14 protein-coding genes are annotated in these 18,934 nt (G+C 63.5%); 1 reads left to right on the forward strand and 13 read right to left on the reverse strand.

What is annotated here, in order from left to right:
• Positions 1–268: 268 nt before the first annotated feature.
• From cas2 to cas7g, 13 genes are all read right to left on the reverse strand, one after another.
• Positions 269–568 carry a CRISPR-associated endonuclease Cas2 gene (gene cas2, locus BMY12_RS19100; RefSeq protein WP_093289543.1) on the reverse strand — a complete coding sequence of 100 codons (300 nt, stop codon included), beginning with the start codon at positions 566–568 and terminating at the stop codon, positions 269–271.
• A gap of 7 nt (positions 569–575) precedes the next feature.
• Positions 576–2,297, reverse strand: coding sequence for a CRISPR-associated endonuclease Cas4/Cas1 (locus BMY12_RS19105; RefSeq protein WP_093289544.1), 1,722 nt, complete (start codon positions 2,295–2,297; stop codon positions 576–578).
• A 230-nt stretch (positions 2,298–2,527) separates the two neighbouring features.
• Positions 2,528–3,601, reverse strand: a complete 1,074-nt coding sequence (cmr6, locus tag BMY12_RS19110; protein WP_177189087.1) for a type III-B CRISPR module RAMP protein Cmr6 — start codon at positions 3,599–3,601, stop codon at positions 2,528–2,530.
• A gap of 4 nt (positions 3,602–3,605) precedes the next feature.
• A complete protein-coding gene (locus BMY12_RS19115) occupies positions 3,606–3,995 on the reverse strand; it encodes a type III-B CRISPR module-associated protein Cmr5 (RefSeq protein ID WP_093289547.1) in 390 nt (129 codons plus the stop codon).
• Entirely contained in the window at positions 3,992–4,939 is a 948-nt protein-coding gene (cmr4, locus tag BMY12_RS19120; RefSeq protein WP_093289549.1) for a type III-B CRISPR module RAMP protein Cmr4, read from the reverse strand. The genes BMY12_RS19115 and cmr4 overlap by 4 nt, the downstream gene beginning before the upstream one ends.
• Positions 4,936–6,165, reverse strand: a complete 1,230-nt coding sequence (locus BMY12_RS19125; RefSeq protein WP_093289550.1) for a type III-B CRISPR module-associated Cmr3 family protein — start codon at positions 6,163–6,165, stop codon at positions 4,936–4,938. Before BMY12_RS19125 ends, cmr4 begins: the two co-directional genes overlap by 4 nt.
• Complete coding sequence (gene cas10, locus BMY12_RS19130) at positions 6,162–9,542, reverse strand: type III-B CRISPR-associated protein Cas10/Cmr2 (protein ID WP_093289551.1); 3,381 nt, start codon at positions 9,540–9,542, stop codon at positions 6,162–6,164. The genes BMY12_RS19125 and cas10 overlap by 4 nt, the downstream gene beginning before the upstream one ends.
• 18 nt (positions 9,543–9,560) lie before the next feature.
• Positions 9,561–10,664: an RAMP superfamily CRISPR-associated protein gene (locus BMY12_RS19135; protein ID WP_093289553.1), complete on the reverse strand. Its 1,104-nt coding sequence runs from the start codon at positions 10,662–10,664 to the stop codon at positions 9,561–9,563.
• Between the two features lie 14 nt (positions 10,665–10,678).
• Positions 10,679–11,278 (reverse strand): hypothetical protein, encoded by a 600-nt coding sequence (locus BMY12_RS19140; protein ID WP_093289554.1) that lies wholly within the window; start codon positions 11,276–11,278, stop codon positions 10,679–10,681.
• A gap of 149 nt (positions 11,279–11,427) precedes the next feature.
• Complete coding sequence (locus BMY12_RS19145) at positions 11,428–12,390, reverse strand: type I-G CRISPR-associated protein, Cas3-extension family (protein WP_143069019.1); 963 nt, start codon at positions 12,388–12,390, stop codon at positions 11,428–11,430.
• Positions 12,387–15,347, reverse strand: a complete 2,961-nt coding sequence (gene cas3g, locus BMY12_RS19150; RefSeq protein ID WP_093289557.1) for a type I-G CRISPR-associated helicase/endonuclease Cas3g — start codon at positions 15,345–15,347, stop codon at positions 12,387–12,389. Before cas3g ends, BMY12_RS19145 begins: the two co-directional genes overlap by 4 nt.
• Complete coding sequence (gene csb2 / locus BMY12_RS19155) at positions 15,344–17,089, reverse strand: type I-G CRISPR-associated protein Csb2 (protein WP_093289559.1); 1,746 nt, start codon at positions 17,087–17,089, stop codon at positions 15,344–15,346. Before csb2 ends, cas3g begins: the two co-directional genes overlap by 4 nt.
• Positions 17,089–18,393 (reverse strand): type I-G CRISPR-associated RAMP protein Csb1/Cas7g, encoded by a 1,305-nt coding sequence (cas7g, locus tag BMY12_RS19160; RefSeq protein ID WP_093289560.1) that lies wholly within the window; start codon positions 18,391–18,393, stop codon positions 17,089–17,091. Before cas7g ends, csb2 begins: the two co-directional genes overlap by 1 nt.
• Before the next feature lie 197 nt (positions 18,394–18,590).
• Between cas7g and BMY12_RS20095 the strand changes: the two genes are divergently transcribed.
• Positions 18,591–18,872, forward strand: coding sequence for a hypothetical protein (locus BMY12_RS20095; protein ID WP_143069020.1), 282 nt, complete (start codon positions 18,591–18,593; stop codon positions 18,870–18,872).
• Positions 18,873–18,934 lie beyond the last annotated feature (62 nt).

Here is an 18,934-nt window from a genome sequence, read left to right on the forward strand (position 1 = left end):
GGCGCTTCAATGAGGCCGCAGCTCTTCGCTGCGGAAGACGGCCAACTCGCAACTCCATGTTTCACCAGGTGCGCTCATGAATCCTGCGAGCGCTGCCGATTATCGCGAGCGGGCCGGGGGCGGACAAGGGGGAGGCTGGCCTTGCCCGCCGATGTAACTGTCGGATTGTTAAAGAGCAACTGCTGTTGCGAGCGCTCACCGGCTTTTGGCGCGGTATAAGAGCGCTCGCGTGAGCGGGGCGGCGGTGGCCCTTGTCGCCGAGTCCACTTCAGACGATGGTCGGCTCCCGCTGCACCGGGTCGAAACGCTTGCCCAGACTGATCACCCGGGGCGTCACGGAGTCTGCAGGGCCAAGGTCCAGCATCACCACGTGATCGTGCCCGTTCAGAATGATGCCGTCCAGCAAGGACATCAGTTCTGCATGGCGGCGGGCGGAGAGCCGGCACTGGAATACCGATAGCTGCAGCCATTCTCCGTAGCCGTTCATGAGCTTGAATATCCGCCGCCAGCGCTTTGGGTCGGCAATGTCGTAGCTGATAACGTACAGATGCTCCACGTTGCTTTTCATCGCGGTCTCAGCGCGTGGTGAAATTGGGGTTCTCGCCCAGCTCGCCCAGCAGGAAGCGGCCGAGCAGGCGCAGCTGCAGCTCAATCAGGCGCCGGTAGCTCACCTTGTAGCCGAACAGCGGGTGCGTGATCTCGTGCGACAAGCGCCGTTCGAAGGTGGCGATGAATCGCTTGCGGCCTTCTTCGGAGAGGTTCACTCGGCCGGCCCCACCGATGAAATCAGTGGGACGGATCTCGCCGTTGTTGATCGCCTGGATGACGGCCGAGTCCGCGATCAGCGGCCGGAACGGCTCCATCATGTCCAGCGCCAGGGCGGGACGACCATAGCGGGGTTGATGATAGAAGCCGCGATGCGCGTCGAAGCCAACCGTGGCGGCCGCGATCGTGAAGCTGCGGGCCAGCATGCTGTAGGCGTAGGAGAGCAGGGCGTTGACCGGGTCCGCCGGCGGCCGCCGGTTGCGCTGCGTGAAATCAAACGAAAAGCTGCCCTCGTCGGCGCTGCGTTTCAGCAGCTTGCCGAAAGCGCCGAAGTAGATCGAGGCCCCGTTGCCCTCGATGCCCAGCAGCTCGGCCAGGTTCCGGGCGCGCGGCACGGTTTTGATGGCGTGCTCCAGCTGGTCCAGCAGCGGATCGGCGGAATCTTCCGCGCGCCAGTTACGCCGCAGCATCACGCGGGAGTTGATCAGCTTGGCCCGTACCCAGCCCTTGGCGAGCGTCAGACAAACCACCTCATCTTCCGCAGCCCGGTGCTGGGCGATGCGCAGCTCCACGTTCTTGTGCCCAAGGCCGGCCGTGTGCCCAAGATACCAGCCGCCGTAGGACTGCCAGACCACCGGAATCTCGCGCCGCATCAGCTCGTGCAGGGTCGGTGTGGTGACGTAAACATTCCCTTGCAACACCACTTGCGAGATCTCACCCAGGCGTGGCTTGGCGGCCAGCTTGTCGTCCACGGTGATTTCCAGGTTGTCGCCATCCTTGGCCACCTTGGCCTTGTTCGCCTGCACGTACAGCGGCAGCGCCTCGGCAATCCCCACGGCCAGCGGTCGCGGTGCCACCTCCTGGCGCTTGAGAAAATTCACCTCATCCGGCAGACAGATGCTCACCAGCGAGCAGCGCGGACACTTGGGCGAATCATCCAGCGGCGGCGGGATACGCCCGCCCAGCGCGATGCCGCGCAGGCCGTGGATGGCCGATAGCGTCAGGTCCCGCAGCTCCGCATCAAACACCACCGGCACCCGTTCTCGGGATTCGATGAAGTACAACACGCCGCCGTCGCAACGGTAGCCCTGATCTTCGAGCAACAAACCCTGCACGCAGAGCTGCACGCGCTCCGGATCATAAGCGCCGCGCGCCACATGCGGACGTTTGCCGCGCTTGTAATCCACTGGCTGCACGCGGCCATCCTCGATCTCCAGCAAGTCCATCTTCGCCACCAGGCCCAGGCGATTCGAGGAGAGCATGACCGAGCGCGCGTGGATGCGCGGCTGATCCTCTTCAAGCGCATCCGCCGGCGGCAACTCCGCACCCGGCTTATCCACGCGCCGATGCCCATGACGCCCCTCCACCGTATCCCCGGAATCCGCCCACTCACCCTGCACCCATTCCAGATACGCCAGGCGCGGGCAATACACGAACTCGTTGATCATCCGCGCTGGCAGCAGCGGCTGATCGCCGGTGAGCTCGGGGAAGGGCAGGGGGAGTTCGTGTTGGGAGGGGCCTTCTCCGTTCATGCGCTGCACCAATGGTCAGAGGTAGCGTGGAGGAGCGTCACCTACAGCATGAGTGACTGTCGGCGGCAACGCTGCAGTTGAACCCGTCCGATAGCGGGTGAGGTATCTCAGCCTTGACTGCCAGCCACCGCCTGATTTCATTCCGGCTGATGCCAAAAAGTGGAGCAAGACTCTTGCCGTCTGCATAGACAGCCATGCGCATGCGGAGCCATCTGTTATCGCACAGTCGGCTATGTGCCGGCGGCTCTGAGCTTGTCCAGCCACTTCTGGAGGTCCGAGGCCGTTAGTGTCTTGTGCATCTGGGCCTCGAAATAGCGAATCGCCACCTCTCTTTGGTCGACTACCAATCTGGCAAGCCGCTTGGGTATCTGGTCAAGCTCCCCTCTTTTCTGTCCCCTTGCATAGCCCTGCCCGTCGAACCACTTTCTGAATGTCTCGTAGCTGTCGCTCGTCTGGCTTTTTTGAACAGATACTACGGGTGAGCCAGGTGTTGAAGTGGCCTTGAATACCCCGTAGCCGACCGCTGTTTTGGCGCCGATGCCAAGCCGCCCCAATCCTTCCTGCAATAAGATCACCGCGGAATCCAGTTGCTCCTTTGAGTTAGCGCCAATCGAAAAAACAAAGGAAACGACGTCCTCTACCGCCCCGCCCTTTACGGTGAGAAAGAACGCCGGTCGAGGGCTGTCTGTTTCCCGAGGTACATTGCTTGTCCTTGCATAGTAGTCAGGATGATGGTTGTTGATCACGTCAACAGACAGTTTCGGCCATTGCCGTGGAAAGGCGTCGAAGAAGATCAGATCGCCCTGGCGAGCCGGCTCATTCGCGGTGATCCGATCAGGACCGAAGAGCTGTTCGATCTGCATGCTGGGCCAGCCAATGAAAGCGGCGGCTTGGCGGCACAAGCCTTTGACAGCAGAGCCGGCCAGATACGGTGCTCCCGTGAGCGTGTCGAATGCAAAGCCATTGCCTGTGGGGTGATCGTTGCCTAAACCGCAAGCTAGGCGCCACATCAGCTCAAACTCCCGCGTGACAAACAAGCGATATGGACGCTCAATGTGCCGGAGTGCGCGCTCGATGCGCTGCGCTCGTTCTGCCAAATGGTTTTCTGGATACGGAAACTGCTCTGCAAACGTAGTGAGTTCGGGCTGCAAAAAGTCGACACGCTGCGGCTGAACAGGCTGTTCGTCCCAGATTGGCAGATAGCGTTCCCAGACCAAACCCCGGTTGGCATGGTGCCGGCCCTTGCCTTGGAGCAAGGCGTTGACCGCGTTTCGAGCGGGTGCCAAGCAAAAAGTCTTAGCCATAAAGTCAGTCCTTTGCGCGGTGGAGTGCGTCAGCGAAAATCTTGAGCTGCTGCAAAAGCAGGATCGCTTCGCGCTGTGCGGCAGCATATTCCACGCGGGGCGCCTTGCTGCAAGCCTCCAGCAAAGTAAGTGCTGTCGCTCCACCCTCGCCGCGCAGGGCTCGATATGGCGCCGCTGTGAGCAGCCAGTTCGCAAGAAGATCGGCGAGGTGTCGGGTGTAGGTCTTGTCGTCTGCCATCAGCATCGCGAGTGTCACCACCAGTCCCTGCGTGCGGACCTGAACCGGCAGGCCTTTCACGCGCTGCGCGGCCTCCTGACGCCAGGGCTTGCCAGCCCATGCGGCGACCTCGTCATAGCAAAAGCGTGCGCGCGACGCGCGAAGATCGCGGCTCATGGCTGTTTCACCCGGTCAGATTGATGCAGGAGTGTGGTCAGGCAGAGTCCATTGCCGACGGTTTCGTTGCCGCCGATCTGCACCACAGAGAATGCGTCCTTGGCGCCTGCCAGTGTACCGAGAGTGACATCGGCCTCTTTATCTTTGCGGCGATCACGCCGCTCGCCGATCAGTGCGACGAACAGGCAGTCGGAGGGCAGGCGTTCTTCATACCAGAGGCTACCGCTTTCCATTTTGTTGGTGTCCGGGTTTTCCCATTTGTCGGTGGTTTTGCCCCCGGTGAGCTTGATGCGTGCCTGGACCGGAATGACGTATTCCATGAGTGCACCGAAATCCGCGTCCGGAATCACCACCAGGTTCTTGATAAACCGCGCCCGTGTGGCCGCCTCGGATGCAGGAATCAGCTCCTGCAGGTCGCTGGCAAGCTTGGCAACCGCCTCGGAGTACGAGATCTCGTTCGCAGCGTAAACCAGATCCTCCAGCACCACGGTGTCGTTGGCCAGCAGCTGATCGGATACCAACGCGGCAGCGCTGGGTGGCAGGTCCGCGACAGTCAGCAGAGCATCACCACCGACAGCGCGCAGATCACGTCTCAGGCTGTCCAGAATCAGTGGGCAGGTCACATGCAGAAACGGGCGGTTGAGGGAGCGTACGGGATAGGCCAGCAGGCGCGCTTCGGTGAACGCCAGCCGGCCGGCCTTCGGACCATCCGCCTGGCCGTGCTCGGCGAGATCCTTTCCGAAGAGCTGATCGATTTTTTCTTTGTCGAGTGCCGCGTAGTCGCGCAGCACGCCCTTGATGCCGGTAGCAGGCAACACCGGAAATCCGGTTGCTGCGTCGCGCGCGATCGGCAAGTCCACTGCGCCGTTGGTCTGGCCGGTGCCGACGTGGGTGGGCGTCAGCGTATAGACGCTCAGCAGTGCAGTTTCATTCCAGAGTTTCATGATCTCTCCATTTTGGTGAGCGGTCCGATGCCGACCAGGCAGTGCCCGAAGCCCATCGCCGCTTCGCGCTCAGGTCCAAGCGCATGGCGGTTGTGAAGATTGAATAAAGCGTCGCGCCGGCCTTCGGCGCTTCCGCCGTGCAGGCGGATCAACCAGGCGCTGCCCGCCGGCAGATACGCGCGGTTGTCACGCGGACGCCCGGTGGCGAGCTCAAAGCCGCCGACGGCAAAGCTGCGACCGGTCAAGGCCGCGAGGAAGTCGAGCCGCATGCCGTCTTTCAACAGCGCGTGATGTTCCGGCTGCAGTGGGTTGTCGATAAGTGCCGGCGTGATCGCTACCAGCCAAAAGCAAGCGCCATCGTCCACGCGCTGCGGTAAGTGCTCGCCTCGCAGGATGCTGTGCCAAGTGGGGTCCAAGTGCTCGGCAGGGCCGAACGCGACCAGCCGTCCCTTGCGTCCGGCCTGGCCAGCCCCTTGCGTCAGTGCCTGAGCTTGCAGGCGGTCATCCAGCGACGCGCGCAACTGGCCGAACAGACCGCTGTCATATTCAAAGCGTAGCGCTTCGACGAAGTACAACATGCCGTGCTGCGCGCTTGCGCTATCACGATCAATTGCGAGGCCGGGCTGATGCTCACGGCTGACGAACGGAGGCTGATCAGCCCGCCATTGGCCGTTGTTCCAGGAATACTTACCTTCGCCGCCGAGCGCGAAGCGCAGATTGTCCGGGCCGATCCAGCCGCCGCGCGGTTCCATTGCACCTGCCTCCGGACGACCCAATGCCGGGCCGGGCGTCGCGCTGTGCAGATCGCTGAGCGCTGCGTGGGTCGATATCACCTCGCGTGCATGCAGTGCGCCCGCCGCAGCCTTCAGGATGTATTGAGGCGTAGGCAGCCAGGGCCTGATGAACGGCAAGCTGTCCGCATCGTTTGTTGATGGACGGATCCGCTGCGCGGGGAAAGGACCCGTCAACTGCCAGCCGCGCGGCAGTTCCTGCGGCGTGCCGACCAGCTGCGCAATTTCAGATTTGGCGCGTGGTCCATTGAAGTCCAAAGCCGGTTCCGCGCCATGCAGCAGGCGGCTACGCACCAAGCCCTGGAAGGTCTGCGGCGAGGGCGGAAACTGCGTGCCGATTCGATGCGCCTCGCCAGCACTGGCGGACTTGGGAGGTCCGAAGCTGACGGGCTCGCATGGCTCCACCAGAAAGGGAACATCGATTTGCCGGCTCATTCTTCGTCCTCCCCCGAATCACCGCCGCGCGCGAGTTCGCGACACAACAGTAGACCGTCGGTATAGCGTTCCTCCCGGCGTTCGCCATCCCGCGCGGCGACAGCTTCTGGGCGGGCAGCTTGCGGCTGCTCATAAAGGCTCACGCCTCGCTCCCAGACCTGAAACGCTGCCTGAGCGCCCGGAGTTTTCGGCAGGTCGATGCAGCTTGCAAACAAGCCCCTGAGCAAATTCGTTCGTGCAGTGTCTATCTGCTCGGCGTGCTGGAGGGTCTGGATGCGTTCCAGCCCGTAGCGTGCAGATGGCGCCAGCTCGCGTAGCTTGTATGGCAGGCGCCCAGGCAATTCGCCGTTGCGGAATGCCTCAATGACGGTGTTCAGACTCAGATGAGCGACAGGCCGGCCCAGCGCGGCGTCACGCTCCCAGGGCATCGCGAAACGGGACTTGTTGCCCCCGCGCGAAGCGTGTCCGATCCCCACGGAACACCGGCCTGTATCTTTCGCAAACGTCAACAAGTCTTTGGAACGCCGGAGCAGCACGGATAGCGGTGTCTTGTAGTGGCCGATGGCGATGCCTGCCGACAGGGTAGCGCTGGAACCAAGCATCGGCAGCAGCGTGCCGTCGATCGCGCGGCGCGGTAACTCATCCGTCGGCCTCCATTTGTCGTCAGCAGCATGCAAGGCGATGCGCTGGCCGGGCTCGCAGAGCCGGATCGGCTCCGGCGCGCCCTTGCCATCGACGGGCAGCGGAATCGCAAAGCGCTGGCGCGCTTGGTCGTGATCGTAGTCACCTTTCCAGTCCCGACGGCGCCACGCCCATTGGTCGCGATTTTCGGGTGGCACGGTATCGACCACCCAGGCTGCCGAGAACAGCTGCTGCAGGCGCGCCGCCAGTGCCAGCGCCTCGTTCGCCGGGGCGATGCACAGCACGTCGTCGCCGCCGGAGTAAATCAGACGCCCGGAGAATTCCTGCTCGACGACCCAAGGCACGATGCGGTGGCCGAAGTGCCCCATCGCGCGGCTGACGAAGGCATGCAAGCACGGGCCCATCAGCCGCTTGCTGTCCAGAAGACCGGCCCAGCCGGCATCCAGCAGGTGCTGGTTTTCTAGCAGGCGTTCGAGCACGGTCGGATGCAGCACGTCGCGCCAACGGGTGGCAATCGCGCCCGGGTCGCCCGGCTCGCCCAGCAACAGTTTGCCGATGCGGTCGCCGTCGAGCCGGATCACTGCGATGCGCTTTCCTGGAGGCTTAATCCCGGCCTTGTTCGCCGCATCACGGAGGGCGACAACGGCATCCTTCAGTTCGCCGGCACGGCCGGCTTCTTTCGCTTCTCCACGCGCGCGCAATCCCTGCGCTTTGCCGTCGGCAACCTCCGGGAACAGCAGGTCCTCGGCCTCGTACTCCAGTAAATCCCGGATCGACGGGTCTGCGTTCCGGTAGCGTGTGGCCAGTCTTGGCAGCGCGCGTGGGAAGCTGGTGCGCGGTAGATGCCGCCCTGCCACGCCCAAGACACGGACTATTGGCGCTTGCAGACTGCTGTCTTTGAGGACTTTCTCGAAGAGTTCCGCAAGGAATTGCTGTGCGGCGATGGTCGCCGTCGATGGAAATGGCACACGCAGCTTGCCGTCCCGATCAACGATTTCCGCCACATCGATGCCCACCCAGAGTCGGTTGAACACCAGCTGATCACCTGGGCCTTGATCGGCCTTGACCAGAAAGCGCTTCAACGCGCAGACCGCGCACAGCCGCTCAGCGCCGGTTTGGTCGGGATCCAGTTTTTTGTCCTGCCAGAACTCGCGTGTGCTCTGGCGCATGTAGTCCAGGCTCGCCGCGCCGTTTACGCCGTGCAGCGCCTCGCGCTGGCCGCAGAGCGTGCACTTCTCGCCAGGCTCTGCGGCGGGCGCTGGCGCCGTGTTGCTGGCCTTGCGCAGGGCGTGCCGCAGGCCGAGCTGATGGTGAGTCAGCGCGTAGTCGAAGCCGCGCTCCATCTGGTGATAGTCGAGGTGGGAGCGTGCGTACACCTCACGCGCCAGCTCGTAGTGCGCCCAGCTTTGGGGGGGCAGCCAGGGCGCCAGACGTTGACGGCGTTGGTCAAGCGTGGCCTGATCGCGCTGCGCCTGTTGAGGGTCGGCCGGAGCCGGGCGATGTTGTGCCGGTAGCGCTTGCCCGCGCAGGTGGTCGACGTTCTCGATGTGGCCCATGTGGCGCCACGGCACCGCCACCCAGGTGCAGCGGACGGGCGAGTGCGCATGCTGGCGCGACCAGATGGCATCGCAATGCGAATCCCACTGATCGGTCTGCCTGAACCAGTTGAGCACGGTGCCTGCCAGCGTTTGCCAGCGCTGATCCACCGACTTCTGGGCGGTTTGCGCCAGCTCTTCGATTGTCTCCAGGTGCTGCGCGCCGCCGCGCGGCAGCAGCGCGACGAAGCTGCCGGGCAGCACTGCAGCAAACGTGATCGGATTGACATCCCCGAGTGCGTCCCGATGCTGCTCGAACAGCCAGCAGTCCGCGCGCGGGTTCGCACGCAGATCGGGGTACACGATGCAGTCCGGCCCGTAGTGCTCGACCAGTGGCTGCATCGCGTGCCAGGCGAGATCGGCCAGCAGCACGGAGCTGGTCCATAGGTCACGCGAAGTACGCGACTGCTCGATGAACGACTGGATGGGCCCGATTGCAAAACGCAGCATCCAGGGCTCCTGCGCGCCCTCGTCGCGCGGGGGCTCCTTGAACTTATGTGGTTTCATGAAGGCCAGAGCGGTCACCACTTTCAGGTGGTCCCAGATTGAATGATCCGGGCAGCGGGTTTCGGCGGGCATTTCTTCCCAGAGCGGGTTGCCGAACTGACTGCGGCCCTCGCCGCGACGTGCCGCGACCAGATCGTCGCGATAACGGCGCCACAGTGCGAAGAAGACCTGCTTGAGCTGTGCTGGATCGCGCCAATCGCCTGCAAGCCCGGCGAGCTTCATTGCCGCGTCGATCTGCTCTTGAAGTGGTACGAGGCGCGGGTCCGGCGCCTCGTCGTCGTTCTCAGGCCCATCTTCCGCTTCACTCAAGCCGGCTTCGATGTCGATTGCCAAGCGGCAGCCCGGCGACAAGGGGTGAGTGATCTCCGGATAATTGTGCCAGGTCAAAGTACCCAGGCCGGAAGTGCCACGCGGCGTGTATAACATCGGCCGATCCGCACCTGCCGCCGCCCAGTCCGCCGATTTGTACCAGTAGCGGAGCTTCCGTTCCTTGTTCGCTTGCTGAAAAGCGTCGAACAAGGCTACGGCCACTTTTTTCTGCGTGCCGGCTTTTGGGTTGCCAGAAAACGGCTTGGCCGGCGGATCGTGAAAAAACTGGATCAGCTTCTGCTGCCAGAAAGCGAGTTCGTCCATCGTCTACCTCGCACCGGATCAAAGGGAATCGAAGAATTCGTCCATCACGTTATGTTCCGTGCGCCGCAGGCCACGGCTGGCCTTGAGCAAGGCGGCGGGTGGATCGACGCCGGGTACGGCGCCGTCCATCCGCACGTAAAGCGGATAGAGCCGCGCGCCGATGCGGAGTAGCCGCAGCAGCAGCAGGCTGCCGTGACGCTCAGCGTCGAGCGGCGCTAGCGTCACCTGTCCCCGCTGCGAAGTGTAGCGAAAGCTCAGTGGCAGGCCGAAAGTCGCGCGTGGCGGCGTGGTCTGCAAGGGCCGCCCCTGCAAATGGTCCTTGACCATCTGATAGTCCGGCGGCCGACGCAGACGAAATGCCTGCATGCCGGCGCCCATCTCGGCCAGCGCCCTGTTCCACTGCTCAGCCGGATATGGCTTGTCGAGCAGCTTGAATCTGAACTCTGGTCCGAGATGAGGGGCCTGGGTTCGCTGCTGGTTCACATTTTCTACGGGCTTGAACCATGAGCGAATCGTGTCGATGCCGCTCTGTATCATTGCCCGCCCTTCTTCTGCGGACTTGGCCTCTGTTAGTAAAGGCAGCTGTGCGGCGTCGGGCCAATCCTCTGCGTTCCAGCTGCGTAAGCTGAGACTGCCAAAGCCGCGCCGCGAGCGCGTGCCTGCGCCACCGAGATGAGCGAACAGCCAGGCGGCGGCCAGCAGCGCTCGCCCTTGTTCCTGCGCGACGTCGCGCAAATAAGTGCAGCGCAGCACAAAGGCCTGACCGGGCGCAATTGCAGTCCGCGTCTCATTGCCTTTCATCTGAAACGGATAGCCCAGGTACACCAGCCCGTTGCGCGTGTTGCGGCCACTGCCCTGATTGAATTGGGCCGCGCGGAAGTCAGCCCACCCGGCGGTGCGGATCGAGACGCTCTCGACCCGCAGCAGAAAAGGGCTCTGTCCCTCCGCATTACTGGTGCCGCCGAAGAGGCACGCTTCTTTGTTGATGTCGTCTGGGCTCGCCGCGCGGTACCAATGACGCAGCAGCCCCTTGAACGCCGGTGCGCGCAGCTCGGCCGACTGCTCAGCGTCACCCAGAAACAGCGGCGTCAGCACCTGGAAGTCCAGCTTCAAGTCCCGCATGTGTCGATCCTCCCTCAAAACGCTTCGAGATCGCGGCCCAGCGCGCTGCGCTGGGCTTTCACACTGTTGTCGTCACCCGGTGAACCCATCGGCATCGCGCTGGCTGGGCGGCGGCTTTCGTCAAACGCCCACTCGATGCAGCAGTCGTAGTTGGTTGTGATGACCTCGCGAATCAGACCCTCGCGCGCCAGATAGGCCAGATAGGCCAGATAGCGATGCGAGTCTTGCGGGCGCAATTCTGCATAGTCCGCGATCTTCAGCACGTCACATACGGTTCGCGTGCCATGTGCCAAACCGACGAGCTCGGCGAGCAGCGCCAGGCTTTTGGGATTCGAGCGGCGGATCGTGCAGAAGCTGCGCGACTCCGGGCTGCAATGCGCCGCGCACTCAGGCGGCCATTGTTCTGAGCCGGCATCGGGTGAAGGCGCTGCGCGGCAGCCTTTCAGCGCCGTGCTCAAATACGCATTCAGCTGCATTGACATGCGGTCGTGCTGGGACTGTTCGCCATTCGGGAACCAGGCGCCATAGCTGAAACTCGCGCCGAGGAAAGGCACCACGCCTTCCTCCAGCACGCGCTCCACCAGTCTGGTAAAGCGTTGCTCCAGATCCTGCACGCTCCCCCCGTTCCCTGAGCCGAAAATGATTCGGCTACATCCCCAGTGCGCCGAGCAGTCCTCATGCGATATGGCGCATCAATCACCGCATCGTCAGCTCCACAAGGCGCATTTCGGCACTGAAGTCCCGCTGCCCACCGAGACGGATTTCACAGTACTCGCGCTGGCGAGAAGCTGCCATAGCCGCCTTGATCGCTGCGAAGAATGCTTGATTCGTAGATGGCCATAACGCCAGCCGGCATTAGTGCGGACAGTGCCACGGCGCTGCGCAGGGCTCTGGTGCTCAGCAGGCTGCGTATGGCGTTGACCGTGAGCGCCGGACTCCACACCGGCCAGCGCAGATTGCTGTCTTTCCAGCCGCCGGCGACGCAGGCGGTCTTCAGCTCGGCGCCACGGCTCGCGACCGGAAAGAAACGAAGACCGAGGTAGGCCAGCCAATCGGCGCCAGGGACACTGCCTCGCTTTTCACCGGACGGGTTGCTGGCGCGCAGGGCATAGATGCGCGGCGCCGAAGCATTCCACGACAGGCTGGGCAAAGTGGACAGGTTTTTCCATGGCCCTTGCAGCGCTTCGCGGAAGTCTTCCAGGCGGACGCCTTGCTGCAGGGTGCGGACCATGCCGAGAAAGGTTTGCTGGCCTGCGGTGAAATGCAGGGCCGTGGGTTTCAGATCGCCCTTGTTCGCGGCTACCAGCTCGCTGCCATAGGCGGCGACAGTGCGCACCGAGCGCAGAGAAGCGGGCCTGCAGAAATCTACAACTTCCGCCAGGTAGTCGGCGAAGGCGGCGGGCGCTGGTTTGAGATCGAAGGTGGCGGCTTCTGCGTCGGTGGGAACTCTCGCGCCGTTTTCCTTGTTGTAGGCGAGCTGCAGCGCCAGCTCCGATTCCCAGCTGCACCGCTGTTGTTCCAATCGGGCGAGGATGTCTTCAAAGTCAGAGCTTCCGTGCAGCACCGCAGCCCAATAGCCGACATCGCGCCACGATAGTCGCCAGTCGCGGGTGCCGGCACCCGGCCTGCCCGAATCGCTGAGTGACTGCAAAAGTCCAAGCGCCGCAAAAAAGCCAAGCGGATTTGATGCGTCGAGCCCGGGCAGCAGCAGTTGCTCATCACTCATTGCGGTTCTCCCTGTGCGCTGGCGCGGTGATCTGCCAAGCGGAGGATCGCCTCCAGCCACGCCAAGCCCCACCAGCCATAGCGTTCGGTGAGTGTCCAGAAGCGGTCGGTGACACCGGAGTCCAGCCTCGCAAGCTGATGCCGGGTGCCGGCGCTGAAGTTGGCGGTGATGCCCTCGGGACCATTCGGCAGCTTGAGTTCGACGCGCAGATCAGGATCGCGGTCGTGATTGATCAAAGGCGCGAAGGGCCGGCACCAGCCGTGATGCGCGCCGACCAGATGCAGGACCAGTTCGGTGTCTGTGGCCTGCTCACTGAGCCATTGCGATGACTGTTGAATAAGCGCCACGGACAGTAGCTCGTGGCGATAGCCCTCGGGATAGGCGGCCTGGCGGCGGGCGCGCTCAACGGCGCGCCAGTCGCGCGCGGTCTGGCCGGATTTGGCGAGTGGTGCATCTTGAAGCGCGAGCTTGATCGCGCTGCCGCCCGCCAGCCATTGCTGGAAGCGTGGATCGGCCTTGCCGGTATCGTGCAGCCATGCCGCCAGTACCAGATCGTTGCGTAACGCTGCCGGCAGGCCCAGTGAGATGCAGAAGTGTTCGGCCCAACGCCACACGTCCTTGCTATGTGCGGCCAGGGTGATTTCCTTGCCGATCAGCGAGGCGGAGTCGTCCTCGGTAGAAATGGTTTCTGCTGCGGACTTGCGCGCGATCAGGGTCAGTTCGCTGCTTTCATCTGCGCTGTCTTTGTCGTGAGTGACGATCCTGAAACCGGCCTGCAGATGGTTGATGATCTTGGCCCAGGGCTGCGGCAAACCCTGCGCGGCGACAGCTTTCAACCAGGCACCCGTTTGCTCGCGTAACTGCTTGAGCGGCGTCTCCTCATGAGCCTTGGGCAGCGCCAGGGTCTGCAACGCAGCCGGCAGGCTACGCGGATTCACCCGCAGGGTGGCTGGCCGGTACTGCGCTACCTGGACCAAGTCGCCCAGATCACTCACGGAGCCCTGACTCTCGGGATTCCAGTTGCCATCGCGCAAGCCGCCGTAGCTGGCGGGGACCACCAGAACCATGCCGGGCTTCAGCCGGGCATCGCGCGAGGCAAACCTCAGCACATTGCTGTCCGTATCTTCACCGTTCCAGACATAGGCCGCTTTGGGTTTAGCGATCTGGCTGCGCTCTTCGGCGCTGTCTGCGCTGGCGGATGGCGCGTCAGCCAGTTCTTCTGCGGCCTGTCCACGCAGCCAGCGCTGCGCAGCGGAGATGGGCAGTGATAGCGCCTCCTGCTGCACCGGCGGGCAGGCGCTGAGCCGCTCGAACCAGTCTTCGCGAGACCTCTTGGGAACATTGTGCTCCAGCGCGGCCGGGTCCAGGTCGGCGCGCCAGACGATCTGCACTTCCGGCTCACCGCGTTGCGGACCGTGCAGCCAAAGCGCGACATCGGGATCCGGCTCTGGCCGCGGGTGGGTTTGATTCCAAGCATCCAGATGCGCGGGCAACAGCACCGGCGCATGCAGGCGCGGTGCGATGAGCGTAAGCCGTTGTGCCGCATCGGGCAGAGCCAGGTGACGGATGCCGAAGTCGCAGTCCGGTTCTAGCGTCTGCAGCCAGCGCCAGGTGTTGCGCAGCGCTTCGCCATAAACCGGATCAGGGTCGGCGCTGTCGGCGATCTGGTCGCTGCGGGCGAGGATGATGGCAGGCGACGCGTGCCCGGCTTTCTGCCGATCTCCCAGGCGATCCAGCCGGCCAAAGCGTTGGCGCAGCGCGTCCAGGCTGGCGCATTCGGTGACCAGTGCATCGAAGTCGAAGTCGGCACCGGCCTCAATGCACTGTGTGGCGACGACGACGAGGGGCGTGGCGCTTTGCTCGCGATTGCGGCCGGCGCGAATGCGCGGCTCTATCTCGCTGAGTAGCTCATCACGGTCCAGGGGACGCATGCGGCCGGTGAGTAGGCGAACGTCCGCTGTGTCGCCCAACATCGACTTGAGATGGCTTGCGGTCTCGCGTGCGGTCGCCACGCGATTGACGATGACGCCGACGGTGCCTGCTGCGCCGACTGCGGCGAGCGCTTCCGGTTTGAGAAAAGCGGCGGCGGCTTCTGCGCAATGAGCGGCGAAGCTGCCGCGCTTCTTGTCCTCATCGCGACCGCTGACGGCAACGGCCTTGCAGCTGGCTGGCTTGCGCGCCTGCAGGCGCCAAGCCAGACGAGGGTCATGGTCATCTTCGCCGCGAGCTTTCAACTCAAATGCGTGGTCAGTGTCGCGCTGCATGCCAGGGGTGGCGGATAGCCGCACCACGCCCCAGCGATCCGGCAAGTCATTGGGCCAGAAGCCGCGCCAGCGCTCGCGCAGTGCCAGCAAGGTTTCTGCAAATGGAACGGAAAGATGAACCTCGTCCAGCAGAAACAGCGTGTCATGTCCCAACAAACCGGCATGCACACTGGCCATGCGCTCAGAGACGCCATAGCCGCGAAATAGCAGTCGCGAGCCCACCTGATCGACGGTGGACAGTGCCAGCACGGGGCGGTCGGGCCGATGCGCCCAGGCGTCGTCACGCGGCATGCCACCGCGCAGCACGGTGGTTTCGATGGGCGAGGCGTCTGCCTTGCCGTTCCAAAGCTTGCGCAGTTGGCCTGCCACTTCACGCGCGACCGGGTCGTTGCTGCTTTGGAGTTGCTGCGCAATGTGCTCGGCGTGGCGCGCGCCCTGGTCCACCACCACGCGCCGATCAATCACCATCACGATGCGGCGGGGAAAGCGCTGCGGCTGAGCGGCCAGCGCAAACAAGGCGATGTCGAGCGTGCTGGTCTTGCCGCAACCTGTGGGCACGGCAAGCACGTCCGGCCAGCCACCTTCGTCTCCCTCTGCCAATACCTGCCGGCAAAGACGGCTTTGCCAGGGGAATGGATCGCGGTCATGAACCGCGCGAAAGTAGTCCGGAAACTGATCGGCGCTCAGCGTCATGGCCTGATCTCCGCCGATATCGCGCCGTCATCGTCAGTCACGGGCTTGAACAGTCCCAAGCCATAGAAGCGGCCAGCGCCCAATAGCACCGGACCTGTCACGGGTTCCGCAAAGCGGATGCGCGCGTGAACCTTCATGCGACGCAATTTGCCGTCGCCAGGCGGGAAGGCCGGAAACCTGGCAGCCTTGGCACCGCCGGGCCAAGTGCCGGAGGGCAAGACCGTGACCGCCTCTGGCAGCGGAAGGCCGACGAGGCTGCAGGCGCGGGCGATGGTTTCTGCTGCCGCGCGCCAGGCTTCGGCACGCTTGGCGGGATCGCGATGAGCAAGATCACCGGGATTGCGGTCCAGCGCCACCGGCGTCACGGACACCCATTCGCGCGAACCTTGGCACCAACTCGATGCCTGCAAGGTGCGCAAGCGTGCTTCGCCCCACAGCTGGCGTTCGAGTTCGATTTCGATTCCGTCACCCAAGCCAAGCTTCAGCGGCGGAGTATCTTCGGCATCAAGGCCCTGCTGCTGGCGACTGCGTTGTTCCCAACGTCCCAAGGCGCGCAGCAGTGCCTGCTCCGACGCCTTGTCGGCCTGCTGTGGCAGCAACAACGCCAGGCCGCGCAGGCCGCCATCAGCATGCCGATTGCCAACGTGAGGCAGCGGCACGATGGCAACATGGGGCGATGTGGAGGGTGCGCCATCTTGCTTGTGCCCGCTGATCACCTCATGAGGGGGTTGATCGGCGCATTCCATCAGTGCCGCGCGCACTGCGCGCGCCACGTCCACGCCACGAGTGAGCGGTAGCAGCGGGCCACCGCAGCGCTGGAGAACGATCCAGTTGCGCCGACCAAAATGGCGCAAGTCATCGATCTTGCCCTTGGGTGCAGCATCCCTTGCCCGGTACCGCTGTGCGCGAAACGGCAGCACGCGCGGCTCCACGCCTTGGTGTTGTTCGTGAGCCGCCTGCAGGCGACTAAGTTGTCCCGGTCCTGGAACGCGCAAGAGCAACTCGCCCATTTCGTCCGGCACCCATTCGGCGGCGGGCGCCTCGCTGAGCCAGCGAGCGTGGACCAGCGAGGAGGAGTGGCCGATGCGCATCAGTCGCGCCGCCAGCCGCTCCAAGGCTGGACGATGCGTTTCATCCAGCGCGACTGGCCAGCACAGATGCACGAGTGGCTGCGGCAGGCCCAGCGATGGAAAGCTGCGGGGTTGGCGGCCTCGGCCCGCCGGCAATAGCTTGCCGGCGTCACCGGCCTGCGTGGCTGATGCTGGCTCCGAGTACACATCCGCAGCAGTGCTCAGAAATTTTTCCTGAGCCTTGGCGACCGCCTTTCGAGCTTTCTCCACCTCTTTCTGAGCCGCCTTCAGCGCCTTGGCATCACTCGGACTTGTGGCCAGCGCGGATTCGGCTTCCGCCAGCGCGGCGGCAGCCTCGTGCTGCTTGCCGGCAGCGCTGTCGAGCTTGGCCGGCAACAGGCTCACGTCATTGGTGGGTACGTAATGCGTCATCACTGTTCGCGCACAACCCTCGTCGCAAGCGATGGCTGGTGGCGGCAGGCTTTCGAGCCACGCCAGCGCGGCGTGCTCTGCGCGCGCCTCATCGCTGTCCAGCGACTCCTGTTCGGCCCAAGTGGCGACCAAGGCGGAGAACACACGCGCCGGATGCGGCGGCCATTCCGCGCCTTGCCGGTCGTTGTAAGCCGTGGCCACCGCCCGCCCGGTGAGATAGTCCAGGCACAGGGCAAACATCAGGCGGATCCTGCGGCTTCGGTTTCGGACTTGGCTGCGAGCTTGCGGCTTTCGCGGATCAGCGACACCAGCTTCGGCATCGGCTTGAGTGTCAGTGGTGCGCGCTGCCAGGCAAAACCCAGCTGTGCCGCCGCTGCGCTGGCCGCCTTGAACAGATCGAGAACCTGCTGCGTGGTGACGGTGTACGTGATCGGCTCGCCGCCCTCGCTGGAAATGAACTCGAAGGCCAGTGGCGTGGCCGATTCCGGCACCAGCAAGGAGCGCGAACGCAGGTCGTAACCCTGATTGCGCTGCAGTGCGATAGCCGCCAGTGCCAGCGCCGCCAGTGCGGTACGCGCGGCGGATTCTGCGGCAGCGCGCGATGCTGTCGGTATTGCTGAGCCGTCCACGCTGACCGGAAAACGCAGGCGGCGCAATGCCGGCAGCGACAGCACCGTGGTCTGCTGCGCGTAGTCGAAGGTGACGCCGCCGGCGGTGAAGTCCTTGCTGGGTCGGAAGTTACTGTGATTGATTGCAGAAGCTTTTCCCGTGCTCTGCTCTTTACTGCTCTTGTATAAAATCGGCTTGCCCTGCTTATCCTTCTCCGCTTCGACGGGGTCAAGTGTCCAGTCAGAGTCATCGCCGGCTAAGTGATAAATCGGAACTCCGGAAGATATTGCAGCTGAATCAATTCGGCTGGCCGTTTTGACGCCAGGACTGAAGTCGACGCCGATCACCTCAGACACTAAAGCTCTCTGAAACTTAGAACCCAAGCCTCCGCGCGGGCCGGTGGAGTCCCATACGCCGAACACAAGCGCCGTGGGGCAAAGCCGGTAAACGGCTGTGGCGTTCTTGAACGATGCCAGCGTGTAAGCCTCGCCATCCCGGCTATGGCGGAATGGAACCGGCGCTTGATCGGCAGACGGCTGCCAGAACGCATCGCGCAACAAGGCATCAGCGATGCGATGCGGCGTCTGCAAGGTGGTGAGCAGCCCCAGGTCTTCCAAGCCCGGCTCGCTGCCGAAGTCCACACCCACTACCGGAAAATCCAACTGCCCCGCCTCCCAGGCCGCGCGCAAGGCGTCTTCAAGCCGATTGGCCTGTGACGCCACCGAGTCCAGCAGCACCACTTTCACGTCCTGCCCGCCGATGCGGCGTGTCTCATGCGCGTACTTCAGCGGGTTCTGTTTGTCGTCCGCGACATAAGTCGGCGGAAACACCTTGTCCCCCGGGCCGCCGGCCGGTTGCAGCCGAACATTGCATCGGATTGCCGCAACGGCGCCCGACACAGCCTGGTTCAAGGTTTCGAGATTCAGAGTTGTCATGGATCGTCTCCTGCTGCTGTCGGGTCAATGGCGCTTCGATAATGCTGCAGTTTCTTGCTGCGGAAGATTAGTCAGGCTGAGTTCTAAGTTTAGTCTCGCCTCTAGGCGCGACGTGCTCCGCGACTTGGTCGTCGCAGTTGCGTACACTTACCGTGGCATCACCATCTGCGTCATCTCGATGCGCAAAGCCACGCCCTATGAGCGCAAAAAATTCTTCGAAAGGATCGGCCACTGACTGGCAGCGGCTCAAGCAGATGCCGGATGAGCAGATCGACGTGTCTGAAACTCCGGAAGCGGACGAGGCATTCTTCGCCAGCGCGCAACTGCGGTATGGTGGAAAACCGGGTTCCCCTGCAGAACTCGTGGTAATAAAGGCCGCGCCAGATGTCGCCGAATGGCTGCGAAATGCCGCCGACGATGAACTGGAAGAAGCATCCGCCGCGCTGCGCGAGCTTATGTTGCGGCATCGTAGGACTTGAATCTTCCGGGTTCTCCGGAATTCAGCTGCTCGGCCTCTTGCCGGGGTTCCTGCGTCTTCGTA

Source organism: Solimonas aquatica, assembly GCF_900111015.1.
GTDB lineage: Bacteria > Pseudomonadota > Gammaproteobacteria > Nevskiales > Nevskiaceae > Solimonas > Solimonas aquatica.